The organism is Actinosynnema mirum DSM 43827 (assembly GCF_000023245.1).
Lineage (GTDB): Bacteria > Actinomycetota > Actinomycetes > Mycobacteriales > Pseudonocardiaceae > Actinosynnema > Actinosynnema mirum.
Genome location: NC_013093.1, coordinates 7,444,656 through 7,471,188, shown reverse-complemented (window position 1 = coordinate 7,471,188; position 26,533 = coordinate 7,444,656). Strand labels below are relative to the sequence as shown.

Below are 26,533 nucleotides of genomic sequence, written 5' to 3'. Positions count from 1 at the left end.
TGCAACCCAGCCCACATCCCGACGGCCCGTTGTGCCTGATTACGCAGCGTTTTCGGGTGGGGCGGCGCGGGCCTGTCGACCCCCGCCGCCCCACCCGGTCGGACCGCTCAGGTGGCGACCCGGCAGACGGTCACCACCTCGTCCAGCACCGGCGGCTCGCCGGTCGTGCACACCGGCAGCTCGACCACCACCTCGGCCTGCTGCTCCTGCGGGACCTGGGCGGGCGGCGTGGAGGCGGGCTCCTGCCGCAGCGGCGGGTCGGTCGGCCGGGTGTGGCCCGGCGGCGGGGTCTTCGGCGGCGTCCACGGCGGGCTGCTCGGGGGCGTGCTCGACGGCGGGCTCGGCCGGGTGGTCGTGGTCGTCGTCGTGGGCGGTGGGGTCGTCGTGGTGGTGGTCGGCGGGGTGCTGCTGGTCGTGGTCGTCGTCGGCGGGGTGCTGCTCGACGGCGGGTGCTGCGGGCCGCGGTCGTACTCCCAGGCCCGCACCGGCACCACGATCGTCTGCGACGCGCTCCCGATCCGGGCCGTCACGGTCACCTCGCCCCAGACCCAGGGCCGGTGGTTCCCCCGCCTGCCGTCGGCGGCGGCCGGTTCCCGACCGGGCTCCTGGCCCGGTTCCTCCGAAGCCGGCTCCTCCGAGGCCGGGTTCTCCGAGGCCGGGTTCTCCGCCCGCACCGCGTACACGCTCACCACGATCCGGAACTTCCCGCCGGAGCGCACGTCGGTCCGGCACTCCAGCCCGGTCTCACCACCCCGGCAGGCCTCGCGCTTCCTGCTCCACTTGAGCCACACGTTCTCCCCGGCCCGCGCGGTCAGCTCCAGCCCGGCGGCGCGGCTCCCGGCGTTGACGGCGGTGATGTCCAGCTCGGAGTGCCCCCAGCGCGGGTACTCGCGCTTGTGCACCTCCAGCGCCACCTGGTCGGGCTCGGGCAGGACCTTGACCGGCACGTTCAGCTTGACCGTGACGGCGGCGCCCGCGTTGAGCGTCCCGGTGATCTCGCCGCCCTGCGCGGTGCGGTCGGCCACCAGCAGCAGCCGGAACGAGGTCCTGCCCTTCGGGTCGACGCCCCTGAGCGCCGGGCAGGTGAACGGGCCGTCCACCGGCCCGCACTCCACCAGGTCGTCGGCGTCGGCCGCCGCCAGCCGGGACAGGCCGACCGGGCGCACGCCCTCGGGCAGGGTCAGCGCCAGCACCGGGATCTCGGAGAGCACCTCGCCGGAGTTGGCGACCACGACCTCCAAGGGCTTCGGGTCCTGGCCGGGGGTGAGCGAGTAGTCGTCGGGCCAGGTCGCCGTCAGCGCCGCCGGGAGGGGCGGCTTCGGCGGGTCGGGCGGCTTCGGCGGGTCGGACGGGTCCGGGGGCTCCGGGGTGGTGGGCCCCGTCGTCGGGTCCGGATCGGTCGTGGGGTCCCCGGCGGGCGGGGGCGGCGGGTTGTCCAGGGTGCTGACCGGCCCGTTGCCCGTGCCCGCCGGGGGCAGGACCGTGCCGGGCGCCTCGTCCTCGTCGGCGGGCGCGCCCGACGGGGGGACCTCGGACGGCGCGGGGTCCGCCTCGCCCGAGGCGGGCGGGACCGGTGCGCCGGGGGAGGCCGGGGTGCCGCTGCTCTGCTCGGCGGCGGGGGACTGCGCGACGTCGGGGCCCGAACCGGCGCCCGGCGCGGCGATGGCCACGACGACCACGACGATCAGCGCGGCGGCGGACGCGGCCAGCCCGAGCAGCTGGCGCGGGCCGCCGCTCAGCGCCGCCCGCACGACCTCGCCCGCGATCCCGGCCGCGCCCGAGGCGCCCGCCGAACGTCCGCCCGCGGCGCCTGCCGCGCCCGCGGTGTTCGCGGCGCCTTCGGCGGCCTGCGCCGTGGCCCCGCCGAGCGAGTCGGCCAGCGCGTTGCCCGCGAGGCCGCCCGCGGTGGCGGTGGCCGCCGGGGAGGCCGAGTTGCGCGAGGAGACCAGGTAACCGGCGGTGCCCGCGCCCAGCACGATCGGCGCGATGGCGGCGCGCAGCGCCCCGTTGACGTCCGCCAGCTCGGCGGCCAGCCTGCGGCAGTCCGAGCACTCGTCCAGGTGCGTCTCGACCTGCGTGGTCTCGCGCTTCGACAGGCCCGCGCGGGTCCACGCGCCCAGCCGGTCCACGGTCGCCCGGCAGCGCACGGCCTGCGTCTCGGCCAGGTGCACCTGGAGGTATGCCTGCTTGAGGCCCTCGCGGGCCCGGTAGGCCAGCGCCGACACGCCGTTGGCCGTCATCCCCAGCAGGGGGGCGACCTCGGCGGGCGACTGGCCCTCGACCTCGGTGTGCCACAGCACGGTCTGCCAGCGCTCGGGAAGCCGGGCGAAGGCGCGCGCGGCGAGCGAGCGCTCCAGCCCCGCGACGGCCGTGTCCCGGAACGGCACGCTGACCGCCTCGGGGGCGACCTCGGACACGTCCTCGGACAGCTCGACCTTCCGGTCCCGCCGGGTCTTGTCGTAGGCGTTGTGCCGCAGCGCGGTCAGCAGGTAGGCGCGGAACGCCACGTCGGGGCCACCGCCGCCCCGCAGCACGTCGAGCACCTTCGAGAACGCCTCGGAGACTAAGTCGTCGGCCTCCGCCGAGGAGCGCGCCAACTGCCGGGCCAGGTTGTAGGCGGCGGTGACGTGGCGCTCGTACAGCTGTCCGTACGCGGCGACATCACCCCCGCGCACCGACTCGATCAGTTCCGCGTCCCCCGGTCTCGGGACATCAGCAGGAACGGTCGCCACGTGGTCCCTCCCCTCGCGCGGGCAAGTCTTCCGCACCGCGTCGCGCACGGTCACGTCAAGTCACTCAAACGTGTCCCGGTTTTTGCCGTCATGGCTGAGCCGGTCGAACGTCACTCCTTCGTGTGGACGTCCTGCGGAGGAGGTAACCGGGTGAGCGTGGGCCAGACGGTGGTGAGGCAGGCGGTCGACGGGAGCCGGGCGCTCAAGCGGCGCTGGCGGTCGGCCGCGCTGGCGGCGGGGTGGGCGTTCGCGGACGACTGGTCGCTCGCGGAGGTCGACGACGTGTGCGAGGTCGTCCTCGGCAGCGACGACCCGAGCCGGGCGCTGGCCGGACTCGGTGCGGCGCGGGCGGAATCCGGGGCCGGGCTCGCCGAGACGCTGCTCGACCTCGCCGCGCTGCACGCCGTCCTGGTGACACCCGGCGTCGAGGTCGGCGCGCCGCGCGCGGACGTCGACGCGGTGCCCGCCAAGCTGCTGCGGGCCACCGCGCTCGGCTGGGCCGAGGTCGTGCTGGACCGGTCGGCCAGCACGGAGGCCGAGGACCCGCTGACCGGCCTCGCCACCGCCGCGTACCTCCGGACGAGGCTCAGGGAGGTGTACGCGGCCACCCCCGCCGACTACGCGCTGCTGTTCGTGTCACTTGACCTGGAAGGCGCGACCGGGTGGTCGCGGGTGGTGGCCATGACGTTGCTGGCGGACGCGCTGCGCGGGGTGTTCGACGCGGGCGAGTCGGTCGCCTCGGTCGGCCCGTCGGTCGCGGCGGTGCTGCTGCGCCGGGACGCGGACGTCGAGGACAGGCTCGCGCACCTGGCGGCGAAGGCCGAGGCGAGGCTGGCGGTAGACCCGCACGTGCGCCCGACGGGCCCGGCCAGGCTGGTGCTGAGGCCGCTGCCGGACACCTACGAGGAGGTGTCCGCGCTGCTCGCCGCCCCGCCGAGGACGGGGTGAGGCGGGGGTTGGCCCCATTGTGGTGCTCGGGGCGTTTCGGCGACCATCCGAGCGGGCAGTCGTTCCAGGCCCGCGCACGGGGAAGGTGGTGGGGTGCGGTGGCGTTGACGGCGATCTACGACCTGGCGACGGGTCGGAGCCCGGTCGAGGTCCGGACCAGGGCGGAGCTGGACGAGCTCGTCGAGCGGGTGCGCGCGCTGCACGTGGGCAGCCCGGTCGTGGTCGAGTTCTCGGTGACCGGCGAGGAGTGGAGCTACCCGATCCTGTACGCGGGCATCGGCCGCGAGCGCGGTTTCGTGCAGGAGCACGGACACCCCGTGCGCGCGACCCTGGGCGACCCGCGGGCGAAGGGCGAGGTGGTCTACGCCCTGGCGACCCACGCGACCTCCGTGCCAGCGGACCAGGAGGTGCCGCTGGAGGCCGTGCGCGAGATCCTGGCGGCGTACCTGGCAGGCGGCGGCGTGATCCCGCCGGACCACCCGAGGATGCAGCTGGTGGCAGCGTCGAAGGACCTCTGAGACTCGGCCGCAGACCGGTTTGACACGACCACTCGCACCTGGCTGCCTGCCTCGGTCGCCGGGTCGCCGGGTCGCCGGGTCGCCGGGTCGCCGGGTCGCCGGGTCGCCGGGTCGCCGGGTCAGCCTTTCCCCTCTCTCTTGATCCTGTCGAGGAAGCCGCTGAAGCTGCTCCGCCCGAACCTCAACCGTCCGCCGGAGGGGTCCTTACTGTCGCGGACCGACGTGGCGTCCGGGGTGATCGACAGCTCGACGCAGTCGGGGTTCGTCGTGCTGCTGCTGGACTTGCGCCACCGCTGGTCAGCCATGCCTGCTGTCCCTCACTTCCCGGATGAGCCGCGCGCTCTCCTCGGGGTCGAGCGCGTGCCGGGCCGCGTCCTCCCAGACGGCGACCAGCGTCTTCTCCACCTGCGCGTCGTCCACCGCGCGCACGCCCTCGTAGCTCTCGACGTAGACCGACAGCGGCTCGTCGGGTTCGGGGTACTCCAGCAGGTTCAGCGCGCCGAAGTGCGACCCGTAGGCGCCCGCGGAGAACGGCAGCACCCGGATGGTGACGTTCTCCCGCTCGCCGACGACCAGCAGGTGCTCCAGCTGCCGCGCCATCAGCTCCCGACCGCCCACCACCCGGTGCAGCGCGCCCTCGTCGATGAGCGGCCGGTAGTCCAGCGGGACGGGTGAGCGGCTGAGCAGCGCCTGCCGGTCCACCCGCTCGGCCGTCGCCCGCGCCGCCCACCCCTTGCCGCGGGTGAGCGAGGGCGCGCGCCGCCCCAGCTCGTCCGCGTACTCGCCGAGCTGGAGCAGTCCGGGGATGAGCATGGGGTCGAGCGCCCGCTCCCGGTGGGCCTCGCCCTCGTCGCGGCGGAAGCGCAGGTAACCGGGGGAGAGCGCCGAGGCGTGCTCGACCTTGACCGCGTCCTGCGCGGCGCGCTCCCACAGCGAGGTGCCCTCGGCGATCTCGTCGTCGGTGGCCCGCAGGACGGTCATGATCGCGAGGAACGTCGGGTAGTGCGGCAGGTGGATGCCGGACAGCAACCGGTGAACCGTGTCCTTGGACGTCCGGACCAGCCGCGCGACCTCGGGCCCCGTCACCCCGGCCCGCTCCATGATGGGCCGCACGTGCCTGCCGAGTCTGCGCTTGGCGCGCGTGGTCCCTACCGCCATGCCTCCCACCCTAACCACTCTGAGTAACCCGATCGCTACACAAACCACCCGTTTGTGACCCCTGCTTATACGGCCGAGGAATTGTAGGGTCGCCAACGAAAGGCGTTGCAGAAAGCCCTCGTGGTTTCATCGCGAAAAAGCCTCAAGCAAATCCGCACCCCGCCGCCACTCCCGTCACCACTCCCGCTGTTACCGCCGCTGTGGCTACCGCTGTCACTTCAGCTGCAGCTACACGCCTGCTGGCAGGGTGCTGCCTCCAACCGTGCCTCGGAATCACGCACTCCTGATTCCAATTCAAACGAATCACCAGAACCGGGAAGTACGCCCAGATGCAACCATTCCCCGACCCGCTGTCAACCGCTCGAACCCTCATGACCTACGGCGAGGTGGGCGAAGCGGCAGCCCTCCTGGGCCACCTGTGGGCCGGCCTCTCCCTGGAGAGCACCACCCACGAGGTCGACCGCTTGCGCACGACCACCATCGAACTGGCCGACCGCTTCCCGCTCGCCACCGAGGTGTCCGCGGCACTGCACTGCGCGATGCTCACGTACGCCCAAGTCGGCGCGCACGACACGGCCGAGCTGATGGCCGAGCGGATGCTGTCGGTCTGGCGCGCCCGCTGCCAGTCCCGCCTGACCCCCGAGTCGCTGGACGGTCACCTGTTCGCGCTCGACGCCCTGGCCAGCGTCCAACGCACGCGCGGGAACACCGCGGGCGTCGCACGCTGCCTGCTCGAACTGATGGAGTGGCAGCGCGCAGCAGGCAACGCCCTGGGCGTCGCCTGGGCAGAACGCGAACTGGGCGTCCTCGCCTACCAAGCGGGCAACTGGACGGACGCGACCACCCACCTGTCCCGAGCCGAGACCACCTACAGCGAAGCAATCACCGAAACCCTCACCGCCCCCACTCCCACCCTCGCCTCCGGTCCTGTCGCCACTGCTGCCTCCGCCACTGCTGCCTCCAGTTCCGATGCCGATGCCGGGAACGATGCCGATGCCGGGAACGATGCCGATGCCGGGAACGATCCCGATGCCGGGAACGATCCCGATGTCGGGAACGGTGCCGGTGCCGACGCCGGGGACGATGTCGAGGTCGACTTTGATGCCGAGGTCAACTCGAATATCGAGGTCGGCTCCAGCGTCAGCGCTGGCCCCATTCCGGGACTGAGCGCTACCCCCGGCCCCAGCGCAGATGCCGATGCCCGCGCAGACTCCGAGGGTCTCCCCATAGCCGAGGGTCTCCCCATCGCCGAGGTTCTCCCCATAGCCGAGGTGCTCCCGATCGCCGAGGAGCGCGGCACGTGTCGGGTGCTGCTCGGCCGGGCGCGTTGGCGGCAGGGTGACTCGGTCGGTGCACTGCGGTGCTTTCAGGCGGCGCTCGTGGATCTGCCTGAAGGTGACGCCGCTACCGAAGTCGCCCGGCTGGTCGTGGCCGTGCGGGCGGGAGGCGCGTTGCCCGAGCCGGACTTCCTGCAGTGGGGCGAGTTCGGCATCTCCGTCTGGGAGCGGGCCCCGGACGCCATCCCCGACCACTGGACGTCGAGCGGCGCCTGACACCCCGTTCCGCCCCGTCGCCCATCACTCGAACTTCATCGGCCACCTCTCCCTCCACCCTCCAGTCATCCCTGCTCACCTGCCCTGTTCCCCGCCCGCACAACAAAGTCTGGCAGTCGGAGCACCCCGTCCGCACTCCCCTCGCCAGCCCCCGGATCGGGTGAATTCACCCCCGCCGCCCCACCCCCGCCGACAACTTGACTCCACCTCAGGTGTACCTGTTATCTAGTGTCTTACAACAGTAGAACACTTTGGGAGGTGCCAGTGGAGTTCCGCATAGACCGGACCAGCGGTCTCCCCGCTTACCTCCAACTCGTCCGCCAGGTCCGCGAGGCCCTGCGGATGGGCTGGCTCTCACCGGGAGACCGCCTTCCACCGGTGCGCGAGGTCGTCACCACCAGCGGCGTCAACGCGAACACCGTGCTCAAGGCCTACCGGGAGCTGGAGATGTCGGGACTGGTCGAGGCGCGCCAGGGCTCGGGGACCTACGTGAAAGCCGCCCTGGGCAGCGCGGACCCCGAGGTCATGGGCCCCCTGCGCACCAGGCTGGCGGAGTGGGTCCACGACGCGCGGGCGGCGGGGTTGGACACCGAGGACGTCGAGGCGCTCGTGCGCTCGGTCCTCGTCGACGAGGGGGGAATCGGATGACGACCGCTGTGAGCAGCGCGGTCCGCGCGTCCGGGCTCGGCAAGAGCTACGGCGGCACGTGGGCCCTGCGCGACTGCTCGTTCGAGCTGCCCGCCGGTCGGGTGGCCGCGCTGGTGGGCGCGAACGGCGCGGGCAAGACGACGCTGCTGAGCGTCCTCGCCGGTTTGCTCGAGGCCGACGCGGGCAGCGCGGACGTCGACGGCCGCGTCGCGTTCGTCGCGCAGGACAAACCGCTCTACAAGGGCTTCACCGCCCACGACGCCCTCACCATGGGCGCCCGGCTGAACACCGCGTGGGACCAGGCCAAGGCCGTCGCCTGGCTGGACCGCTTCGAGGTCCCCCGCACCCGCGCCTGCGGCAAGCTCTCCGGCGGCCAGCAGGCCCAGGTGGCGTTCGCGCTGGCACTCGGCTCCTGCCCGGACGTGCTCCTGCTCGACGAGCCGCTGGCCAACCTGGACCCGCTGGCCCGCCGCGAGGTCGCCGCCGCGCTGCTCGACGAGGTCGCCGAGACCGGCATGACCGTCGTGCTGTCCACGCACGTGATCACGGAGCTGACCGGCGTCGCCGACCACCTGCTCCTGCTCTCGAACGGCGGCCTGCTCGCGGACGACGACGTGGACGGCCTGCTGGCCCACCACGCCGCGTACACCGGCCCGCGCTCGGACGCGCCGCCGGTGGAGGGCCGGGTCGTGGAGGCCAGGCACAGCGCCAACCAGTCCACCTTCCTGGTGCGCCTCCCGGACGGCCCGCGACCGCCCGTCGCGGACCGGTGGGTGGAACGAGCGGTGACCCTGGAGGACTACGTGCTCGCGCGCCTCGCCGAGAGCAGGAAGGGCGGTGCCGAATGAGCGCCACGACCACCGGCGTCACCGGGGCGCGCGCCGCCGACCGACCGGGGGTCCGCACCCGCGCCCGAGTCGGCTGGGGCGACGTCGCCTGGCTGACCTGGCGCCAGCACCGCTGGACCGTCCTGGGCACCCTCGCGATCGCACTGGTGGGCGTCGCCGGGATGCTGCTGGTCCGCACCGCCTTCCTGGACGAGGCGGTCAACGGCTACCCGGCGGACGGCTGGGGCGACTACACCGGGATGGCCTTCACCCTCCCCGGCGGGCTGATGCTCTACGGGACCTTCATCGGCGCCGTGTGGGGTGCGCCGATGCTGGCCTGGGAGTACGACCAGCGCACGCACGTGGTCGCCTGGACCCAGGACCTGCCGGTCGCCCGCTGGCTGGTCGGCAAGGCGGCGCTGCTCGGCGCGGTCGCCGCGCTCATCGGCGCCGCCCTCGGCGGCGCGGCGCAGCTGATGGCGACCGCGATCAACGACGTCCCGCGCCACGTCTCGGTCAACATGTTCGAGGAGGGCTTCGAGTTCCACCCGGCGCTCCAGGCCGCGTACGCGCTGTTCGGCTTCGCGCTCGGCCTGGCGATCGCCGCGCTGGTCCGCCGCACGGTGCTCGCGGTGGGGCTGACCATGGTCGTCGGCCTGCTCGCCAAGGCCGTCGTGGAGCTCTGGCTGCGGGGCCGCTACCAGAGCCCGCACACCACCTTCGCGCCGGTGGAGGACGACGTCCGCCCGCTGGGGTTGGAGGCGAACCAGGCCCTGTACCTCGAAGGCGGCCACGCCACCGCGGACGGGGTGGTGGGAGCCGTGCCGCCGCAGTGCTACGGCCCCGCGTCCGCCGACCGGGCGTGGTTCCAGGAGTGCTTGGCGGAGAGCGGCCTCACGCACTTCCTGGAGCAGTACCACCCCGCCGAGCGCCTCGGCACGTTCCGGCTGATCGAGGGCGTCCTGTTCCTGGTGCTCGCCGCAGCCCTGTTCGCCCTCGCGCTGCGCCGCGTGAAGAAGGCCGCGGCCTGACCGCGCCGGACCGCCGCGCGACCGGCTGGGCCGAACGCCCGACGCCGGGGACCCCCGCACGCCGCAAGGTGCGTGCGGGGGGCCCCCGTTCGCGCAGCTAGACTCCCCGGTCCGTGGACTCCCGAACCCGTCTTCCCGTCGTCGGCATGGTCGGCGGCGGCCAGCTCGCCAGGATGACCCACCAGGCCGTCATCCCCCTCGGCCAGTCGCTGCGCGTGCTCGCCCAGAGCGAGTCCGACCCGGCGGCGCTGGTCGCCCGCGACGTCGACCTCGGCTCGCACACCGACCTGGAGGCGCTGCGCGGGTTCGCCAAGTCCTGCGACGTCGTCACCTTCGACCACGAGCACGTCCCGCAGGAGCACCTGCGCGCCCTGGTCGCCGAGGGCGTGCGCGTGCACCCCGGCCCGGACGCGCTCGCGCACGCCCAGGACAAGCTCGTCATGCGCGTGAAGCTCGCCGAGCTCGGCCTGCCCGTGCCGCCGTTCGCCGAGGTCGCCGAGCCCGCGCACGCGGTCGCGTTCGGCGACGAGCACGGCTGGCCGTGCGTGCTCAAGGCGGTGCGCGGCGGCTACGACGGGCGGGGCGTGTGGATGCTCGACTCCGCCGAGGAGGCCGGGGCGCTGGTCGCCGAGCTGCTGGAGGCGGGCACCCCGCTGATGGTCGAGCAGCGCGTGGCGATGCGCCGCGAGCTGGCCGCGCTCGTCGCGCGCTCCCCGTTCGGCCAGGGCGCGGCGTGGCCGCTGGTGGAGACGGTGCAGAAGGACGGCATCTGCGTCGAGGTGCTCGCGCCCGCGCCGGACGCCGACCGCGCCGCGCAGGCCCAGGACCTGGCGCTGCGGGTCGCGAACGAGCTGGGCGTGGTCGGGCTGCTCGCCGTCGAGCTGTTCGAGACCGAGGGCGGCCTGGTCGTCAACGAGCTGGCGATGCGCCCGCACAACTCCGGCCACTGGACCATCGAGGGCTCCCGCACCTCCCAGTTCGAGCAGCACGTGCGCGCCGTCCTGGACTACCCGCTCGGCTCGACCGACCTGGTCGCGCCCGCCGTCGTGATGGCGAACGTGCTCGGCGCGGCGGACGCGCCGGCGTTCGGCCCCGACGAGCGGCTGCACCACCTGTTCGCCCGGTTCCCCGACGCGCGCGTGCACCTGTACGGCAAGGAGGAGCGGCCGGGCCGCAAGATCGGCCACGTCACCCTGCTGGGGGAGCGCATGGCGGACGTGCGGGAGCGGGCGAGGCTCGCCGCGCACTGGTTGTCCGACGGCGTGTGGCTCGACGGGTACGACATCCACGGAGGACAGGCGTGACGCAGGTAGGCGTGATCATGGGCAGCGACTCGGACTGGCCCGTGATGGGGGCCGCCACCGAGGCGCTGGCCGAGTTCGGCGTGACGTTCGAGGTCGGCGTGTACTCCGCGCACCGGACCCCGCAGCGGATGCTGGACTACGCGACGTCGGCCGCCGGGCGCGGCCTGCAGGTGATCATCGCGGGCGCGGGCGGGGCGGCGCACCTGCCCGGCATGGTCGCCTCGGCGACGCCGCTGCCGGTGATCGGCGTTCCGGTGCCGCTCAAGCACCTGGACGGCATGGACTCGCTGCTGTCCATCGTGCAGATGCCCGCCGGGGTGCCGGTGGCCACGGTGTCGGTCGGCGGGGCGCGCAACGCGGGGCTGCTCGCGGTGCGGGTGCTGGGCGCGTCCGACCCGGAGCTGCGGGAGCGGATGGCGGCGTACCAGGCGTCGCTGGAGGAGATGGTGCTGGGCAAGGACGCGGCGCTGAAGGCGCTGGTCGAGAGTCGGCCGGACACCGGGGTGAACGCGCGCTAACATCCTCCCAGTGGAACTTACTGGGAGGTAACAAGTGGACCCGAGCTTCGGCACCTACCAGCTCGCCGAGGAGCACGACGCCCTGCGCGAGGCGATCCGCTCGCTCGCCGAGAAGGAGATCGCCCCGCACGCGGCGGACGTCGACGAGCGGGAGCGGTTTCCCGTCGAGGCGCTGTCGGCGCTGGTCAAGGCCGGTTTCTCGGCGGTCCACGTGCCCGAGGACTACGACGGGCAGGGCGCCGACTCGGTGGCCACGTGCATCGTGATCGAGGAGGTCGCGCGGGTCTGCGCGTCCTCCTCGCTCATCCCGGCGGTCAACAAGCTCGGCACGATGCCGATCATCCTGGCCGGCTCGGAGGAGCTGAAGCGGCAGGTCCTGCCGTCCATCGCGGCGGGCGAGGCCATGGCGTCGTACGCGCTGTCCGAGCGGGAGGCGGGCTCGGACACCGCGTCGATGCGGGCGCGTGCGCGGCTCGAAGGCGACCGGTGGGTGCTCAACGGCACCAAGTGCTGGATCACGAACGCGGGCGAGTCCACCTGGTACACGGTCATGGCGGTCACGGACCCCGACGCGCCGAAGAAGTCCCAGGGCATCTCGGCGTTCGTGGTGCACAAGGACGACCCCGGCTTCTCGGTCGGGTCCAAGGAGCGCAAGCTCGGGATCAAGGGCTCGCCCACCCGCGAGATCCACTTCGAGAACTGCGAGATCCCGGCGGACCGGATCATCGGCGACCCCGGCACCGGCCTGAAGACCGCCCTCCGCACCCTGGACCACACCCGGCCGACGATCGGCGCGCAGGCGGTGGGGATCGCGCAGGGGGCGCTGGACCAGGCGATCGCGTACGTGAAGGACCGCAAGCAGTTCGGCCGGTCGATCTCGGACTTCCAGGGCGTGCAGTTCATGCTGGCCGACATGGCGATGAAGGTCGAGGCGGCCCGGCACATGGTGTACGTCGCGGCGGCGAAGGCCGAGCGGGGGGAGCCGGACCTCGGGTTCATCACGGCGGCGGCGAAGTGCTTCGCGTCCGACGTGGCGATGGAGGTGACGACGGACGCGGTGCAGCTGTTCGGCGGGGCCGGGTACACGCGGGACTTCCCGGTGGAGCGGATGATGCGGGACGCGAAGATCACGCAGATCTACGAGGGCACGAACCAGGTGCAGCGGGTCGTGATGTCGCGGTCGCTGCTCAAGGGCTAGATCGGCGATCTTGTGATCGGCCTGGAGCGGCGTGATCCCCAAGATCAGGCCGTCTCCAGGCCGTCATCGTGAGAGCCGAACACCCGATCGATCGCCTGCCGTGCCCGCTCGTGGCTGGAGGGAGCAGGGCGAGAGCTTGAAGTCAGGAACAGGGTGCTTCACGACCACCTCGACCCTCTAATTAGGGGTCTGAGGTGAGAGCGCTACAGAAGGACCAGTCTTAAGCTACCTGCTTGCTGGAGATGAGCCAAGCTGGCAATCATCCAGCTTTACGATATTTTTGGGAAGTGCAACCTAAGCTTTTCGGCCGGTTGGGTGAAATGCCTCTGTAGTGGCCGGAAGATCTACTGCATCCAGTGTTTTGGCGGTAGGCTCGTCAGTCTGACGACGCTGGAGGGCTCGATGGTAATGTATCATGAACTTTATTTCGGTCTTGCCGATGGTCGTCGGGAAGCTCGTCAAGCGCCAGAACGTTTCGTAAAAAGCTTCGTAGATATAAAGAATGCTGTGCACCTTCTGAAATCCGGGGAAAAATTTCTGCTTTTGGGGCCGAAGGGTGCCGGTAAATCTGCATTTGCTGCATACTTGGACAAAACTCAAGATATGCAAACCGAATTTGTTCAAGTTAGAGATTTGAGTACGCTTCCTTTTGATCAGATCGATAAGGTTAAAACGGGAGAACCGGGCGGCCCAGGTCGGGTTATCACTGTATGGAAATTGCTGCTTTACGCTGGCATTCTTGATATTGTCATGAAGGATCAATCGCACGCTTTTCAGCGCGACCCGCAAATGCTTAAACTTGTTGATGAGCTGCGACGCCTTGGATTTATGGCCGCTTCGCCAAAAGCGGCAGTTCTTGGAGCGGCTAAGTCTACTTACAAGTTGACAATCCCCGGTCTGGGTAACGTCTACACCCGTGAGAAGACTGAAAGCTTTAATCTGTATCACGTCGTTAACCACCTAGAAGACCGGATTCTAAATTCAGATTCTTCCGGCCATGTTTATACGCTTATCCTTGACGGCCTCGATTCGATATATCTCACAGATCCAAACTATTCCTCTGCGATAGCAAGCCTCTTGCAAGCGGCTTATGAGATTTATGAAATACTAGGAGAAGGGGAGTCGCGAGCCAGGGTGGTTTTGCTTCTCCGGAATGACATATTTACTCGTCTTCAACTCCCCGACGCAGGGAAAATGCGTCAAGATCTTTCTATTGATTTGGATTGGAGGGTTCTTTCTAGGACCCCTCAGCAGTCCAATCTTTTTGAACTGGTAAATAGGAAAGCCTCGGCAATGCTGGAAAAGCAAAGCTTGGCGGTTGTGCAAGATTTTTTTCCGAAAGATGTTCAAGTAGGTGCCAGGCCTCCGAAGTGGCTTAATATTTATTCTTACCTTTTGGGTCTAACCAGGCATACTCCGCGAGATTTGCTTCGCCTGCTCGAGTATATACGCGAGGTTGAAAGCGAGCAGGGATCTTCAAAAAAGCCTGGCGCTAAACTTTCTAATGAAGTTATCCGGGAGGGGGCGCTTCGATATTCTTCTAAGTACTTTGTCGAGGCTATCGAAAACGAGCTAGTTGGCCTACAAGGGGAAAGTGATCTAGCATCTCGCGCGGTTTCAACGCTAAGGCACCTACGTAAGGCAACTTTTACTGCGAAGCAGTTTTCTAGAGATCTTCTAGGTTCTTCTGAAGATGACTTCAGACAAGCGGAAGAAATGCTGAAATGGCTGTTTTTCGCAGGAGCCGTGGGAAATGTTGTGGCAAATAAAAGCGAGCGCTATCTTCAGTTTTACCACAGGCGGGACAATGCTGAGGTTTACCTTAAAGGTGAATTGATATTGCATAACGCCCTCCTGCATGCATGGAATATTCCTAGATAGTCGCTTATCTGGCCTTAGGGAGATTTTAGTTGAACTCCTCCTTCGGTTAAGATGTGAAAACTGCATTGATCGCTTCCCTGGCTCGCTCATGGCTGGATGGGACGAGGTGCGTGTAGGTCCGGAGTGTGAAGCCGGGGTCGGAGTGCCCCAGGTACTCCGCCAACTCCTTGACCGACACGCCCCGTGACAGCAGCGTGGAGGCATAGAAGTGCCTCAGCGCGTGCATCCCGTCCGCCCGGTTCCGGTAGATGAGTCCGGCCTCCCTGAACGCGCCGAGCCAGACGACCTTGTGGAACAGGTCGCCGGTGTAGACACGCCCGTTCGGCCCGGTGGCGAGGAGTCGCGCCGTCGTGGGGACGCCTTCCGGGGTCTTCCACGGCAAGGTCACCTCTGCGGAGGGGAATAGCTTTTCGTGCTCCCGAATCGCCCGGAGCACGCCGGACGCCAGAGGAACAGTCCTGCGCTTGCCCCCTTTGGGGGGCGCGAAGACGAGTCGTCGCCCGACCACCCGCAACTGGCGCTGAACGATCAGGAGCATCCTCTCCTCGTCGACGTCATCGGGGGAGAGGGCGAGAATTTCGCCTTGCCGTAGGCCGCAGCCAGCGCCGAGGGGGCAGACGATCGCGAAGCGCGGTTCGATTGATCCTTCGAGTTCGAGAACCCTTTCCTCCGGCCATACGGCGATGTCGGGGCTGATCGAGGTCGGGCGTTTGATCGTCTTGGCTTTGCACGGGTTCTCGATGATCAGCCGATCTTCCACGGCCGAATCCAGTACCGAGGACACGGTGGTGAACAGCACGGTCTTGTAGTTCTCGCTCAGCCGTTCCGCGTCAAGCAGGCCGAGCCAGTCCCGCACCGTCGCAGGCTTGATCTTTCCCACCGGTAGGTTGCCGAAGTGTGGATTGATGTGGCTGTCCAGTCGGCTCTGGATCGCTTCGCGGGACGCTGCGTCCGACGACTGGCTCTTGATCCAGTTCTCTGCTTGCTCCTTGAACTTGCGCCTACCTGCGCTAGGGCTGACGTACTTGCCTTCTCGCTTGTCAGACTCGACCTCCAACAGGAAGTCATCGGCCCGCTTTTTCTGGCGGTCTGGAAAACTCTTGCTTTTCTCGTTCCCCTGTGGGTCGAGATAGCGGGCCTTGTAGCGCAGACCTTTTCCGTAGGAGGAGGTCTTGATCCTGGTGACCTTCTGGGTCGCGGGGTCGATCTCCTCTTTCCACCAGCGATCTTGGACGTGTCCCAAGGCAGTCCTCTCCTGTCTCCCGTATTGCTGAAACCGCTACGCGGCCAGGTCTTCGACCCAGCGGCGAACGTGGTCAGGCACGTACCGGAGGTGCTTTCCGACCTTGCGCACCGGCGGCCCGTACTGCCGCCACTTCCACTGGTAGAGCGTCTTCACCGGCACTCCCAGGAATGCCGAGACGTCGTCCACTCCCCAGAGCGGTTCACTGCGCGTCATGTCATCCCCCTGTTCAGGCCGCTACCGGCGAAGTTGCTGAAACATCGGGCCGTGGAGGCGGCAGGTGCGTGAGGACCGCTTGCGCCCGCTGGTACTCGGCTTGCCAGGCCAACCGCTGGGCGATCATGTGCATGAGCAGTTCGGCCCGTGACGGGGCGTGCGGGTCCCCCGGCTGGACCGGCCCCCACTGGAGCCGGGCGGTGGTGTCGTCGGGCTTGGCGATGCCAGCGGCGGCCAAGGCTTCCCGTACGAACGCGGCCCGGTCCGCCTTGTGCTCAGAGAGGGTCTTGCCGGACCAGCGGCGCGAGACCAGCACCCGGCGACCGGGCAGGCCGAGGGTGTCGCGGCGGTGGGCCTTGCCCTTGCAGTGGCCGGGGGTGGTGCGGGAGGTGACGCCCTTGGGCTGGACCCCGTAGAGCAGCCAGACCGCGCAGCGCTCCGAGCACGGGGTGAGGGCGAGTTCGGACGCCAGGCGGTCGGCGTGGTCGGCCAGGCGCGGGGTGGTGTCCGCGTCCACCACTTCGGTGATCGACTTGGTGAGGTACTTGGTCAGGTAGCCGATGTGCCGCCCGGATTCCTCGGTGCCGCCGAGGATGCCCTTGGAGTGCACCTGCGGGCCGAACGTGGCGACGTGGGCCGGTCGCTCCAGATCGGCCACCGCGTCGACCCACGGGGTCAGCAGGCGTTCAGTGTCCGGGTCCACGAAGCCTGACTGGCGGGTGTCCCAGACCGGGAGCAGGTCGCCCGCGTACCGCACCTGGTCGTGGTCGGGCCACCAGACCTGGAGGTAAGTCGCGGCGGTGACCTGGCGGACGACCTTGTGCGGGATCGAGCCGCGCACGGCGAAGTGGGCGTGAGGCGTGATGCGACGCTGCGGTTCGACCGTGCCGAAGTACTGGGCGTCGAACCCGACCACCCGGCGGAGGTTCTGCCACCAGCGGTCGACCAGGGAGGCGAAGTGGACCGCGTCCCGAGCGGCCCGCCGGTAGTCGTACGCGCCAGGGTCGGCCGGGGCACCTTCGGAGGTGACCGGGCCGTAGGTGTCCAGGGTCAGGGTGATAAAGGTCGAGGGCCGGTACCTGCCCGCGAACTCCCGCCCCACGGTGCGCTTGGAGACCTTCCGGCGGGGCAGGTTCGGCGTGTCCTGGCGTCGCCGGGTCGAACGCGCGGGCGCCGGTCGAGGATCGCGTTCGACGCTGGGGAGGTTCCCGCGGACGCCCTCCGCGCGCAGGTCGGCATCGGCTTCCCGGATGCCCTCGCGCAGGTCCTCAACCTGATCGTGGTCGCCCTCGGCGGCAGCCCGCCGGTACTCGGCGGTGAGATCGGCCCGGTAGGTCACCAGGCCCACCTGGTCGCTGTTCGGGGCGTGGCGCTCCGCCACAGGCTCAGCGTCGAGGTGCCAGCCCTCGCGGCACTGGGCCATGCGGGAGCGGCGGTTGCGGTCGGCGCAGGCCGCGCACTTGGACGCCTGCGTGGAGTTGCAGCGGACGCCGACGATGCGCACTTCCCCGGAGTCGAGGTCGACCACCTCGCGCAGGATGGGACGGGTGCACACGCCGTGCTGTTCGGCCGCCGCCTTGACCACGTCCAGGGACAGCGGCATCCGGGCGCGTTCGGCCGAGGTCATGCCCGCCACGTCGAGGGGCACGGCCGGGACGACGGGGTTGGTGGACTCGCTCATGCCGCAGCACCTCCGGTCGTGTCGCCGGGACAGGCGGGGAAGTCGTGCACGGTGGCATCGGTGGCGGTCAGGTAGAGCGCCAGTTCAACGAGGTCGGCATCGGTGACATGGAAGGCGCGGGCGCGCTCCGGCTGTCCCTTGCCGTCCGTCTTCACCCAGGCCACGCCCGGAGTGCCCTCGCTGATCTCGTGGGCAGCCGCACCGCGTTGCCGGGCACCGTCCCCCAGGACCATGTCCACCTGGACCGCCTCGTCCAGGCGCAGCGCCACCCGCGTGCCGAACAGGTGCCGGAAGGCGACGACCTCCTTGCGCGGGTCCTGCACCAGGCCGACGACGGCGTAACCGGGGGCGCGTCCCTGAGAGGTGACGGTCTGCAAGGCGCGCAGCGCCCGTTCCCGCAGGCCCTTGTCAGCCTGGTAGGCGATCAGGTCCGCCAGCTCGTCGACCACCAGGACCGTGAACGGCTCATCGTTGGACCGGGCCCACAGCCGCCGGACGCCCCGGTACCGAGCGGCGCGCTCCTTGACCTCAGCAGCCAGTACCTCCAGCAGCTCGACAGCCTCGCGGCCGTTGTCGAACACCAGGCGGGTGAAGGCGTCGGGGCACTGCCCCAGCTCCATCCCGCCCTTGGGGTCGATGCCGTACAGGCGCACCAGGCCGCCGCGCACCGCCGGGGCGAGGTTCCACACCAGCGACCAGAGCAGCGACCCCTTGCCAGCGCCGGGTACGCCGACACCGAGGATCTGGTTGCCCTGCAAGCGAATCCGCCACGGGCGACCGGTCTCGGTGCGGCCGACCACGACCCGCTTGAGGTCCACCGCGTCAGCGTCCTGAGCCAGCGCCGGAACCGGGACCGGCCGGGCGAGCGGGTCGGAGTGCACGAAGTCGAGTTCGATCGTGCGCGGCTTGAGCACCCGGACCCGGCACGACCGGGAGTTGAACGAGTGCGCCAGGCCGTCGCGGCGCAGCTCCCAGGCGTCGGAGGACTGCGCGGGGACCATCCGGACCCGCACCCGGTCCCGCCAGCCCTCCGAGCGCACCCGCCGCAGCCGGGGCAGGTACTCGCGCCCCCGGCTCTCCTTGGCCAGCTCAGCCAGCCGCATGGTGGTGCGCCAGCGCGGGGCGTAGACGGTGGCCCGCCGCCACTCGGTGACCAGCCGGAACCACACCAGCCGCAGGAACGAGGCCCGGTCGAGGCCGAACCAGATGACCAGGGCCGCAGCCAGCGCGAGCACACCCAGGACCAGCGGCGGCAGCCCGTAGGACGACGAGCACCAGGCCGCCGCCACCGGCACCAGCACGGCCACCGGGTAGCGCAGCACCACGAGCGCCAGGCGCACGAGGACGACCGGCACGAGCCACCCGAGGGCGGCCACGAAGGCGATCACCTTGAGCTTGCCCGGCACCAACATCCACCACGGCACCCGAGGCCGGACGCCCTCGAACGGAGCGGGGTCGACCCAGCGCGCCATCAGAACCCACCCCCGCTCAGCGGGGACTTGCACACGAACAGGGCAGCGCGTTCGCTTGACGCGGTGCCCCCACGGACGGATACCCTCTGCATGACTGGAATCCCTTGTGTGGCAACAAGTGCAGGAGAAACCGGTCATGTGAGTCGCAGGGAAGCAGCCTGGCCCGCCAAGACTTGGTCTGCCTCCCCGCGACCCACACCACCGGCGGAGAACGTGTTCAGTTGTGATCAGGGCGCGCGCCATCAGCACGACGGGGCCGAGCCCCACGCGCGTGCACAGCACCGGTCGGTCCGGCTGTTACTCCCCCTCGTCCTGGGCGAGCAGGTCACGACCGCTGACCGGCTTTTCCGTCAGCCGTTCGAGGTGGTTCGTCTCCACCTGCGCGTGGGCTAGCGCCTCGTGCCGGTGGTCGGGATCGGTTCGCGCCACGCGCCGGTACTCAGCCGCAGCGCGGGTGTAGAACGCGCGAAGTGCCTTCTCACTCGCGTCCGGAACCGGGGTGACCCGCCACAGGGCTTGCTGGACCTGCTTCAAAGTGGTCGCCAGCGTCACGGCTTCCCAGTCGTCCCTGCGCGCCCGCTCGGGTCCACGTGCACCACTCATGATCACCATCCCCTAGGCGGCAGCAGGCGGCGCGCCCGCCGTCGAGTCCGACTTGCTCGGGGACTTGCGCGACCTCGCGGCGTCCTGCGGCGAGACCATCTCGTCAGCCCAGACCGTGTAGTTGACCCAGCCGTCACGGACATAGGGCGAGACCTTCAGCCCGACGAACACGGCCGGACGGAACGGCGTTCCGGGCAGCACCTCGGGCGGTACCGGCTGGTACTCCGAAGCGATCTTCACGACCATGCCGGTGTTCTTGCCGCGCGCTGAGGGGTCGGTCCCCTGCACGGTCCAGACCGGCAGGCCGGAGAGCTTGTCCACCGCGTCGCGCGGTGCCTTGCCCTCCGCGAACTCCTTGGCCCGCTCGACCTTCAGCACGAAGAAGCCCTGCGGGAACAGCTCGTCGAAGGTGATCGGAAACCTGTGACCAGGTGCAATAGCCATCTTGGATACCTCATCCGCTAGTTGACCTCTGCCCCGAACCTGGGGGCTACACATCCATATTAGCTGTATGACCTGTATGAGTATCCCGAGAACGTTAGCCCGATCAGGTGATCTACATATCACCTGTATCTGTCGATAGAGTTGCCCTCATGAGCACCGAGGCCGCAGACAGCCGCCCCGCCTACCTGCGACTGGCCGACGACCTGCGCCGCGCGATCGCGGCCGGGGACTACAAGCCGGGGGACCAGCTCCCCACGATGGGCGAGCTTGCCAAGCGCGCGGGGATCGCGGTGATGACCGTGCGCGAGGCGATCAAGATGCTCACCACCGAAGGGCTGGTGATCTCCCGGCAGGGCAAGGGTGTGTTCGTGCTCCGCACCCCGTCCGCCGAGGAAGCGCCCCCGGCAGCCGCCGACGTCCTCACGACCCTGCACCGCCTTGAGCGCGCCGTGGACCAGATCGCGGACCGCCTCGCCGCTGTGGAGGAACGCCTTGATCGCGCAGACGAGCTTCCACGTCGGACAGCCGACTAGTCAGCCCGTCGACCTTGGCGCTCAGGCGATCCATCCGCACCCGGACGTCCTCCCACGTGCCTTCAGCGGCACCACCTATGCCGTCCACCTCCACAGCAGCCTCCCCGAAGTCCTCAGTGCGTCGTCTGGCTCTGGTCGAGCAGGTCACGGCAGCGAGCGGCGAACAGCAGCGCTTGATCGGCGACGCGGTCGGCGAACAGGGCTGCCAGCTCGACGCACCCCGGCTCCCCGTTGAGCTCGAAGATCACTTCGCCGGTGCCGAGGTCTAAAACGAGTCGTGGGCGTCCAGCGCCGTCCTTATCGACCCGCGCGCCGTCCCCGAACCTGGGGTGCACCACCACATCCATCCCCGCCTCCTCATCCTGAGCCGTGATGTGCCAGGTCAAACGACCCGTCACCAGGACTATCGGCGTTAGGGTGGAGTTGGACGACGGGATGCACGATGTGCGCATGACATGCGCATAAGCATGGGTGGGAGTGCAGGTGGAGACCTTCGGTGAAGCGTTGCGCAGGCTCCGCCTGGCAGCGGGGTTCAGCCAGGCCGACCTAGCGAGAGCAGCCGCGTGGAGCCAGAGCCAGGTCAGCCGCGCGGAGGGGAACAGGTTCACGCCTGACGAGAGCACCATTGCCCGCCTTGACCAGCTCGTACGGGCAGACGGTGCGCTGGTCGCAGCTCACCTGATGTCCACGTCGAACGGTAGTGGAGCGCCGGTGAACGCGACGGACAAGACCCCTTGGGCAATCAGCGACATCATGCGTCAGATCCACAGGACGGATGTCGGCGGAGAGACGATCGACCAGCTCACGGCCATCACCGAGGAGCTGTGCTGCGAGTACGCGTGGCGGAACGCGGAAGACCTGCGCCGTGACGCCCAAGCGCAGCTGGAGTACGTCGGCAGGCTGTTGAGCGGCCCCAGCACGCTCCGCGAGCACCGCGACCTCATGGTGATCGCGGGGTGGCTCACCCTGCTGATCGGGTGCGTCGACTATGACCTCGGGTTGCCGCGCCATGCGGAGAGCGCCCGGATCGCGGCTTCCCAGTTGGGGAGGGAGTCGGGTCACGGCGAGATCGTGGCGTGGTCGTTCGAGATGAGTGCCTGGTTCGCACTCACCCAGGACCGCTACCGGTCGGTGTCGGAGTACACCGAGGCCGGGAGCAAGGCCGCGCCGAACTCGTCGGTGGTGGTGCAGTTGGCCGCCCAGGCCGCTAAGGCCCAGGCGAGGATGGGCAACAAGGCCGAGGTGTCGAGGATCCTCGACGAGGGTCACCGGTTGCTGGGCGAGCACGAGAACCCGAGCCGCCCGGAGAACCACTTTGTGATCGACCCGGCGAAGTGGGACTTCTACGCGATGGACTGCTACCGCCTGGTCGGTGAGCACGGCAGGGCGTCCGAGCACGCGCACGAGGTGCTGAGGCTGTCCAGGAAGCCGGATGGCAGCGAGCGGAGCCCGATGCGTGCCAGTGAGGCCCGGTTGACGTTGGCGGTCGCCGCGCTGGAGTCCGGGGACGTGGAGGGCGCCGCTGCGTGGGCGCGGCAGGCGTTCTCCGCAGAGCGCAAGTCCGTGACCCACCTGTCCATGCTGGCCGATGAGCTGACCGAACGCCTGCACCACGTGATGGCGGGCGATCCTGGGGCGCGTCCACTGGAAGACGAGTTGGCCGCGTTCAGGGCGACGTTGCCCAGCCGTTAACTCCTGGTGCGCGTCCGCGCCGTGGTGGCGTGGTGCGTTGAAGAATTGCGCTGTATGGGATCAAGGCGCGCCGCCTACGGCGGCGCGCTGGCTGGTCCGACCCTCCGTTGCGCCGCCCCACGCACTCCGGCCCGCCGGGCTCCCGCTTCGCTCCGCCCGACGGCCGGGCGCGAGGTCGACGCAGGGGGCCGGGTGCGGCGGCACGCAGCAGGAGACGCGACGGCCCACACGCGCTCCCAGCGCCCAGGCTCGGGCCGATCGCGGTGGTTCAAGACCGGGCAGCGCTGGTCATGGCGATCGCTGCCGCGACGGCTCCGCCGCCTGCCGACGAGGCTGGGCAAGGGAGTCCAGGCGGAGGGCTGTTGACATGCGAACAGGCGTTGCCCCGGTCCGCCTCAGACCGGGGCAACGCCTGAAAACGATCACTTCCCAGGCCGTCCACAGGCCGTGGGGTGTCGGGTAGCCGTGAAAAACGCTGAGAACTATCGAGTGGTGTTTGTACTGGTGGGAGGGTGTTTCGGCGGCAAAGCGCCAGGTCTTGTCAAACGTGGCGGGAGATCACGCAGATCTACGAGGGGACGAACCAGGTGCAGCGGGTCGTGATGTCGCGGTCGCTGCTCAAGGGCTGAGCCGGGGGCGGTGCCGCCCGGTGCGGCACCGCCATCCCCTGTCGCGGGACTACGGGCAGGTGGCCGCGCTCGTGGTGCGGACCCTGGCGTCGAAGTTCTCGTGGAAGCCGAGTTCGCCCTCGTGAGGCGGTGTCTCGGTGCCGAAAGCGGCACCGATCTTGTGGATGGCCGAGTGCGTGATTCCCATCGCTCGGGTAAGGGCCTCGCTGTTGGAAGCGGCATCCACGCCGAGGGAGATGGTCACCTCTCCCGTGGTGAGCGTTGCTGTGAGATCAGGGTCAACAGCATCTGGTTCGTCCATCAAGGCGTCCATCAGGTCGTCCAGATGAACGTCCAGCGCCTCGGGGGTGATGCTGCCCTGCCGGGGCGCGACCTGGCATCGCAGGTCTATCCAGTAGCGCTTCACTTGCCTACCTCCTTCCAACAAGTGCTCCGCCTCAACTGTCCCTTGAGATTTGTGATGTAGTTAGGGTCTGAAGGCGTGATCTTCACGGTCTTCAAGTGCTTGGCGGCACACGGGCAGTAGCACTTCCAGTACCTTCCGCGCACCACTCGCCAGCCCTGCTCCTCCAAATCGGCAAGCAAGGCTTTGATGTCACTGTTACTCGTCCCCACGTGCAACCTTCCTCACCCAGCGGGTATCGGCAGGTCGGCGTTCGGAGTAGAGGTGACATCTTCCAACTATGCACTAGTACGCCCAAAAGGGTGATGCCAACTTTGCTGAGTAGTTGTACGACTACTGTGCTCGAAGTTGACCTTTTTGCTCCGGTGGCGCCTCCCCGGCCAACCCCACCAGGTACGCGTCCAGCTTCCGGTAGCTCGCGTCCCAGAACCCCCGGAAGCCCTCCGCCCACTCCGCCACCTCGCGCAGCGGCTCCGCCGACAGCTCGCACGGGCGCCACTGGGCGTCACGGCCGCGCGTGATCAGGCCCGCCCGCTCCAGCACCTTCAGGTGCTTGGACACCGCCGGGCCGCTCATCGGCAGTGGCGCGGACAGCTCCTTCACCGTCGCCGGGCCCTCGGTCAGCCTCGCCAGGATCGCGCGCCTGGTCGGGTCGGCCAGTGCGGCGAAGGTCGTGCTCAGCGGGTCGTCGGCCACGGCTTGCCCCCTTCGTTAACCACCCGGTTAAGTCAACCACGTCCCGCGCGCTCCACCTGTCGGGTTGCTGTCAGGCCCGCCGTTCGGGGCAGTGTTAGTTGAACTTTCATATACCTTCGGCCCCATGAACAAGTCCGACACGATCCGCGACACCGCCGCGCTCATCGGCCGGATCGGCGTGGGCGCCGTCTTCGTGGCGCACGGCTGGCAGAAGGTCTCCGAGTGGGGCATGGACGGCACGGCCGCGGCCTTCGAGGGCATGGGCATCCCCGCCCCCGCCCTGTCCGCCTGGTTCGCCGCGCTCGTCGAGCTGATCGGTGGCACCCTGCTGATCGTCGGCGCCGGCCTGCCGTTCGTGGGCGTCCTGCTGGCGATCCCGGTCCTCGGCGCGCTGTTCCTCGTCCACCTGCCCAACGGCCTCCTCGGCGAGGGCGGCTACGAGCTGGTCCTCGTGCTCGCCGTCTCGGCGATCGCGCTGGGCTTCAACGGCGGTCGCTTCTCCGTCGACCACCTGATCCGCGGCAAGCGCTCCGAGCCCGCCCGGATCTGACCCGCAGGCGCCGAACCCCGAAAAGCCAAGAGCCTGAGGTCACCGTCGACCTCAGGCTCTTCCACGTCCTGGTGACACCCGACCGGGCAGGGTCAGCCCACCAGGTCGATCGTCGTCCGCTCGCTGGCCCGCCGCGCGGGCAGCAGGTCCGGGTTCGGGTTGCTGCACTGCACCAGCGACCCGCCACCGGCCAGCACCGCCAGCACCCCGTTCAGCAGCCCGTCCGGCTGGTTCCACTCCACCGTGGACAGCGCCCGCGTCCCCGGCCCGATCCCGAGCACCGCGGCCCTGGACCTCGCCTCCGCGACCACCTCGTCCACCGTCGACCACCCGAGCGCCGCCGTGCTCCCCGGAACCGGCGCGTACGGGACGAAGTCGTCGCCGAACATCCGCACCTCGTCCAGGAAGTCACCGGGCGCACCGGTGCCCAACCCCATCGGGTGCAAGGACACCACGGAGGTGACCTCGGCACCGGGCGCCTCGCCACCCGGCGCGACCAGTGCGACCTTCGCCCCGGCGGGAGCGTCGACCACCGACGCCCCGCACCACCAGGCCCCCAGCAGCACGCCGAGCGTCTGCCAGTGCGCGGGCAGCAGCACCGCGACCGGGTCGCCCGGCTCGACGTCGTGCTCGTCGCGCAGCCAGTTCGCCGTCTTCGCCGCCCAGTTGGCCGCGGTGGCCCTGGACAGCTCGACGCGCGTGCCCTCGACGTCGTCGTAGTGCGTGATCAGGGGCCGTCCCGGTTCGGCCAGCAGCGGGGTGAGCAGAGCTTCCGTGACGGTCAAGTCAACCTCGCTAGTCGACGCAGGGGGGACCTTGCTGGAGTGCCTGGCGCTGGACTACCCGCCGCGCCGCCCCGTCCAACGCGACAACCTTGCCACCCGACAGCCGCTCGGTGGTGGTCGGGGCCGCGTCCGAGGTGGTCGGAGCCGCTTCCGAGGACGCCGGAGCCGTCGAGGAAGCCGGAGCCGTCGGCTCGGGCGTCTTCTCGCCCAGCACCCGCGCCACGAACGCCCGCACCTGTTCCCGGTCCACCAGCACCACGCTCTGCCCCCGGTCGTTGACCGCGCCCACCGCCGTCACCGGGATCGTCGCGAACTCCACGTTCCCGCCGGAGAGCCCGCCCAGCTGACCCGCGAGCGTGGCGACGTCCAGCCCGTCGTCCACCACGACCGACTTGCTCACCGCCTCCAGCAGCCCGGACAGCTTCGACGGGTCGGCGAACGTGCCCGCCGTGAGCAGCTTCGACATCGCCGACGACAGGAACACCTGCTGCCGGGTGATCCGGCTCAGGTCCCCGCTCGGCAGGTTCTTGCGCTGCCGCACGAACGCCAGCGCGTCACCGCCGGACAGCGTCTGCGCGCCCGCCCGGAAGTCCGCCCCCGAGTCCGGGTCGCTGGTCGCCTCCTTGAGGCACACGTCGACCCCGCCGATCACCTCGGTCAGCCGGTAGAACCCGTACAGGTTCACCTCGGCGTAGTGGTCGACCCTGACCCCGGTCAGCTCCTGCACCACCTGCACGAGCGCCGCCCGCCCGGCCTGGTCGCCGCGCTTCTCCCGCTCGGCCAGCGGAACGCCCTCGGCCTGCAGCCGCTCCATGGTGAGGAACTTCGTGACCCCGTAGGCCCCGTTGATCTTCTCCTCGCGATCGCCGGGGATCGGCACGTACGTGTCGCGGGGGATGGACACCGCGTGCGCCCGCGACCCGTCGCGCGGCACCCGCAGCACGATGATCGTGTCCGTGTTGAGGGTGTCGGTCGCCTCGGTGCGCAGCTGGCGCAGCACCGACGCGGGCAGCGGGTTGCCCTGCGCGTCGGTGCGGCTGTCGCTGCCCACCAGGAGGAGGTCGATCGCGCCGTCGTCGGCGGGAGGGGCGTTCGGCACGTCCGCCAGGGACGTCAGCACGTCGGTGGTGTTCACGCTCTCCTGGACCCGCCGCAGCGTGGACCAGCTGTAGCCGGTGACCACCAGCACCACCACCGAGAGCAGCGCCAACCCGGTTCTGCCCGCTATGACGACGGCCTTCACCGAGACCTCCCCCTCCGCTACCCCCGT

General features: G+C 69.5%; 27 protein-coding genes. 13 read left to right on the top strand and 14 right to left on the bottom strand.

Features of this window, described 5'->3' with window-relative positions; translation table 11 throughout:
* Window positions 1–107 precede the first annotated feature (107 nt).
* Entirely contained in the window at window positions 108–2,732 is a 2,625-nt protein-coding gene (locus tag AMIR_RS36430) for a sigma-70 family RNA polymerase sigma factor (protein ID WP_084799056.1), read from the bottom strand.
* Between the two features lie 150 nt (window positions 2,733–2,882).
* On the opposite strand from AMIR_RS36430, the gene AMIR_RS31595 reads away from it, so the two are divergent.
* Window positions 2,883–3,680: a hypothetical protein gene (locus tag AMIR_RS31595; RefSeq protein ID WP_015805060.1), complete on the top strand. Its 798-nt coding sequence runs from the start codon at window positions 2,883–2,885 to the stop codon at window positions 3,678–3,680.
* Between the two features lie 98 nt (window positions 3,681–3,778).
* Window positions 3,779–4,198 carry an Imm1 family immunity protein gene (locus tag AMIR_RS31590; RefSeq protein WP_015805059.1) on the top strand — a complete coding sequence of 140 codons (420 nt, stop codon included), beginning with the start codon at window positions 3,779–3,781 and terminating at the stop codon, window positions 4,196–4,198.
* Window positions 4,199–4,317: 119 nt separating this feature from the next.
* Here the strand turns inward: AMIR_RS31590 and AMIR_RS31585 are convergent, their stop codons facing one another.
* Complete coding sequence (locus AMIR_RS31585; RefSeq protein WP_015805058.1) at window positions 4,318–4,503, bottom strand: DUF397 domain-containing protein; 186 nt, start codon at window positions 4,501–4,503, stop codon at window positions 4,318–4,320.
* On the bottom strand, window positions 4,496–5,356 hold the full coding sequence (locus tag AMIR_RS36425) for a helix-turn-helix domain-containing protein (RefSeq protein ID WP_015805057.1): 861 nt from the start codon (window positions 5,354–5,356) through the stop codon (window positions 4,496–4,498). The genes AMIR_RS31585 and AMIR_RS36425 overlap by 8 nt, the downstream gene beginning before the upstream one ends.
* A gap of 371 nt (window positions 5,357–5,727) precedes the next feature.
* Between AMIR_RS36425 and AMIR_RS31575 the strand changes: the two genes are divergently transcribed.
* The 8 genes from AMIR_RS31575 to AMIR_RS39780 all read left to right on the top strand — a co-directional run bounded on the left by AMIR_RS31575 (window position 5,728) and on the right by AMIR_RS39780 (window position 14,316).
* A complete protein-coding gene (locus AMIR_RS31575) occupies window positions 5,728–6,909 on the top strand; it encodes a hypothetical protein (protein WP_041837160.1) in 1,182 nt (393 codons plus the stop codon).
* A gap of 264 nt (window positions 6,910–7,173) precedes the next feature.
* Window positions 7,174–7,557: a GntR family transcriptional regulator gene (locus tag AMIR_RS31570; protein WP_015805055.1), complete on the top strand. Its 384-nt coding sequence runs from the start codon at window positions 7,174–7,176 to the stop codon at window positions 7,555–7,557.
* Window positions 7,554–8,405, top strand: a complete 852-nt coding sequence (locus AMIR_RS31565) for an ABC transporter ATP-binding protein (RefSeq protein ID WP_015805054.1) — start codon at window positions 7,554–7,556, stop codon at window positions 8,403–8,405. The genes AMIR_RS31570 and AMIR_RS31565 overlap by 4 nt, the downstream gene beginning before the upstream one ends.
* On the top strand, window positions 8,402–9,415 hold the full coding sequence (locus tag AMIR_RS31560) for an ABC transporter permease (RefSeq protein WP_015805053.1): 1,014 nt from the start codon (window positions 8,402–8,404) through the stop codon (window positions 9,413–9,415). The genes AMIR_RS31565 and AMIR_RS31560 overlap by 4 nt, the downstream gene beginning before the upstream one ends.
* A gap of 113 nt (window positions 9,416–9,528) precedes the next feature.
* Window positions 9,529–10,719 carry a 5-(carboxyamino)imidazole ribonucleotide synthase gene (locus AMIR_RS31555; protein ID WP_015805052.1) on the top strand — a complete coding sequence of 397 codons (1,191 nt, stop codon included), beginning with the start codon at window positions 9,529–9,531 and terminating at the stop codon, window positions 10,717–10,719.
* Window positions 10,716–11,237 carry a 5-(carboxyamino)imidazole ribonucleotide mutase gene (gene purE / locus AMIR_RS31550; RefSeq protein ID WP_015805051.1) on the top strand — a complete coding sequence of 174 codons (522 nt, stop codon included), beginning with the start codon at window positions 10,716–10,718 and terminating at the stop codon, window positions 11,235–11,237. Before AMIR_RS31555 ends, purE begins: the two co-directional genes overlap by 4 nt.
* A 34-nt stretch (window positions 11,238–11,271) precedes the next feature.
* On the top strand, window positions 11,272–12,435 hold the full coding sequence (locus AMIR_RS31545; protein ID WP_015805050.1) for an acyl-CoA dehydrogenase: 1,164 nt from the start codon (window positions 11,272–11,274) through the stop codon (window positions 12,433–12,435).
* 408 nt (window positions 12,436–12,843) lie between these two features.
* On the top strand, window positions 12,844–14,316 hold the full coding sequence (locus AMIR_RS39780) for a P-loop ATPase, Sll1717 family (RefSeq protein WP_143760974.1): 1,473 nt from the start codon (window positions 12,844–12,846) through the stop codon (window positions 14,314–14,316).
* A 46-nt stretch (window positions 14,317–14,362) separates the two neighbouring features.
* Here the strand turns inward: AMIR_RS39780 and AMIR_RS31540 are convergent, their stop codons facing one another.
* From AMIR_RS31540 to AMIR_RS31515, 6 genes are all read right to left on the bottom strand, one after another.
* On the bottom strand, window positions 14,363–15,559 hold the full coding sequence (locus tag AMIR_RS31540) for a tyrosine-type recombinase/integrase (RefSeq protein ID WP_015805048.1): 1,197 nt from the start codon (window positions 15,557–15,559) through the stop codon (window positions 14,363–14,365).
* 36 nt (window positions 15,560–15,595) lie between these two features.
* Entirely contained in the window at window positions 15,596–15,775 is a 180-nt protein-coding gene (locus AMIR_RS31535; RefSeq protein WP_015805047.1) for a helix-turn-helix domain-containing protein, read from the bottom strand.
* Between the two features lie 13 nt (window positions 15,776–15,788).
* Window positions 15,789–17,456 (bottom strand): replication initiator, encoded by a 1,668-nt coding sequence (locus AMIR_RS31530; protein WP_015805046.1) that lies wholly within the window; start codon window positions 17,454–17,456, stop codon window positions 15,789–15,791.
* Window positions 17,453–18,928: an FtsK/SpoIIIE domain-containing protein gene (locus AMIR_RS31525; protein ID WP_015805045.1), complete on the bottom strand. Its 1,476-nt coding sequence runs from the start codon at window positions 18,926–18,928 to the stop codon at window positions 17,453–17,455. Before AMIR_RS31525 ends, AMIR_RS31530 begins: the two co-directional genes overlap by 4 nt.
* Window positions 18,929–19,225: 297 nt before the next feature.
* Window positions 19,226–19,480: an AMED_5909 family protein gene (locus AMIR_RS31520; protein WP_041837159.1), complete on the bottom strand. Its 255-nt coding sequence runs from the start codon at window positions 19,478–19,480 to the stop codon at window positions 19,226–19,228.
* A gap of 63 nt (window positions 19,481–19,543) precedes the next feature.
* The gene (locus tag AMIR_RS31515) at window positions 19,544–19,975 is read right to left on the bottom strand and encodes a hypothetical protein (protein ID WP_015805043.1); all 432 of its coding nucleotides are present in this window, start codon (window positions 19,973–19,975) and stop codon (window positions 19,544–19,546) included.
* 149 nt (window positions 19,976–20,124) lie between these two features.
* On the opposite strand from AMIR_RS31515, the gene AMIR_RS31510 reads away from it, so the two are divergent.
* Complete coding sequence (locus tag AMIR_RS31510; protein WP_015805042.1) at window positions 20,125–20,508, top strand: GntR family transcriptional regulator; 384 nt, start codon at window positions 20,125–20,127, stop codon at window positions 20,506–20,508.
* Between the two features lie 113 nt (window positions 20,509–20,621).
* Here the strand turns inward: AMIR_RS31510 and AMIR_RS42435 are convergent, their stop codons facing one another.
* On the bottom strand, window positions 20,622–21,116 hold the full coding sequence (locus AMIR_RS42435; protein ID WP_245554731.1) for a hypothetical protein: 495 nt from the start codon (window positions 21,114–21,116) through the stop codon (window positions 20,622–20,624).
* On the opposite strand from AMIR_RS42435, the gene AMIR_RS31500 reads away from it, so the two are divergent.
* On the top strand, window positions 21,013–22,200 hold the full coding sequence (locus AMIR_RS31500) for a helix-turn-helix domain-containing protein (RefSeq protein WP_245554700.1): 1,188 nt from the start codon (window positions 21,013–21,015) through the stop codon (window positions 22,198–22,200). The genes AMIR_RS42435 and AMIR_RS31500 overlap by 104 nt on opposite strands.
* A gap of 678 nt (window positions 22,201–22,878) precedes the next feature.
* Here AMIR_RS31500 and AMIR_RS31495 read toward each other — a convergent pair.
* Both AMIR_RS31495 and AMIR_RS31490 read right to left on the bottom strand, forming a co-directional pair.
* A complete protein-coding gene (locus AMIR_RS31495; RefSeq protein WP_015805039.1) occupies window positions 22,879–23,235 on the bottom strand; it encodes a hypothetical protein in 357 nt (118 codons plus the stop codon).
* A 330-nt stretch (window positions 23,236–23,565) separates the two neighbouring features.
* Window positions 23,566–23,928: an ArsR/SmtB family transcription factor gene (locus AMIR_RS31490; RefSeq protein ID WP_015805037.1), complete on the bottom strand. Its 363-nt coding sequence runs from the start codon at window positions 23,926–23,928 to the stop codon at window positions 23,566–23,568.
* 124 nt (window positions 23,929–24,052) lie between these two features.
* Between AMIR_RS31490 and AMIR_RS31485 the strand changes: the two genes are divergently transcribed.
* Entirely contained in the window at window positions 24,053–24,478 is a 426-nt protein-coding gene (locus tag AMIR_RS31485) for a DoxX family protein (RefSeq protein ID WP_015805036.1), read from the top strand.
* A gap of 92 nt (window positions 24,479–24,570) precedes the next feature.
* Here the strand turns inward: AMIR_RS31485 and AMIR_RS31480 are convergent, their stop codons facing one another.
* Together AMIR_RS31480 and AMIR_RS31475 are read right to left on the bottom strand one after the other, a co-directional pair.
* On the bottom strand, window positions 24,571–25,263 hold the full coding sequence (locus AMIR_RS31480) for a TIGR03089 family protein (protein WP_015805035.1): 693 nt from the start codon (window positions 25,261–25,263) through the stop codon (window positions 24,571–24,573).
* Between the two features lie 10 nt (window positions 25,264–25,273).
* Window positions 25,274–26,506, bottom strand: a complete 1,233-nt coding sequence (locus AMIR_RS31475; protein WP_015805034.1) for an LCP family protein — start codon at window positions 26,504–26,506, stop codon at window positions 25,274–25,276.
* Window positions 26,507–26,533: the final 27 nt, after the last annotated feature.

Coding starts and splice junctions, on each gene's coding strand:
- AMIR_RS31575 (WP_041837160.1), top strand. CDS start 5,728: ATGACCTACGGCGAGGTGGGCGAAGCGGCAGCCCTCCTGGGCCACCTG.
- AMIR_RS31565 (WP_015805054.1), top strand. CDS start 7,554: ATGACGACCGCTGTGAGCAGCGCGGTCCGCGCGTCCGGGCTCGGCAAG.
- AMIR_RS31560 (WP_015805053.1), top strand. CDS start 8,402: ATGAGCGCCACGACCACCGGCGTCACCGGGGCGCGCGCCGCCGACCGA.
- AMIR_RS31535 (WP_015805047.1), bottom strand. CDS start 15,775: ATGACGCGCAGTGAACCGCTCTGGGGAGTGGACGACGTCTCGGCATTC.
- AMIR_RS31510 (WP_015805042.1), top strand. CDS start 20,125: ATGAGCACCGAGGCCGCAGACAGCCGCCCCGCCTACCTGCGACTGGCC.
- AMIR_RS31530 (WP_015805046.1), bottom strand. CDS start 17,456: ATGAGCGAGTCCACCAACCCCGTCGTCCCGGCCGTGCCCCTCGACGTG.
- AMIR_RS36425 (WP_015805057.1), bottom strand. CDS start 5,356: ATGGCGGTAGGGACCACGCGCGCCAAGCGCAGACTCGGCAGGCACGTG.
- AMIR_RS31485 (WP_015805036.1), top strand. CDS start 24,053: ATGAACAAGTCCGACACGATCCGCGACACCGCCGCGCTCATCGGCCGG.
- AMIR_RS31585 (WP_015805058.1), bottom strand. CDS start 4,503: ATGGCTGACCAGCGGTGGCGCAAGTCCAGCAGCAGCACGACGAACCCC.
- AMIR_RS39780 (WP_143760974.1), top strand. CDS start 12,844: ATGTATCATGAACTTTATTTCGGTCTTGCCGATGGTCGTCGGGAAGCT.
- AMIR_RS31515 (WP_015805043.1), bottom strand. CDS start 19,975: ATGGCTATTGCACCTGGTCACAGGTTTCCGATCACCTTCGACGAGCTG.
- AMIR_RS31525 (WP_015805045.1), bottom strand. CDS start 18,928: ATGGCGCGCTGGGTCGACCCCGCTCCGTTCGAGGGCGTCCGGCCTCGG.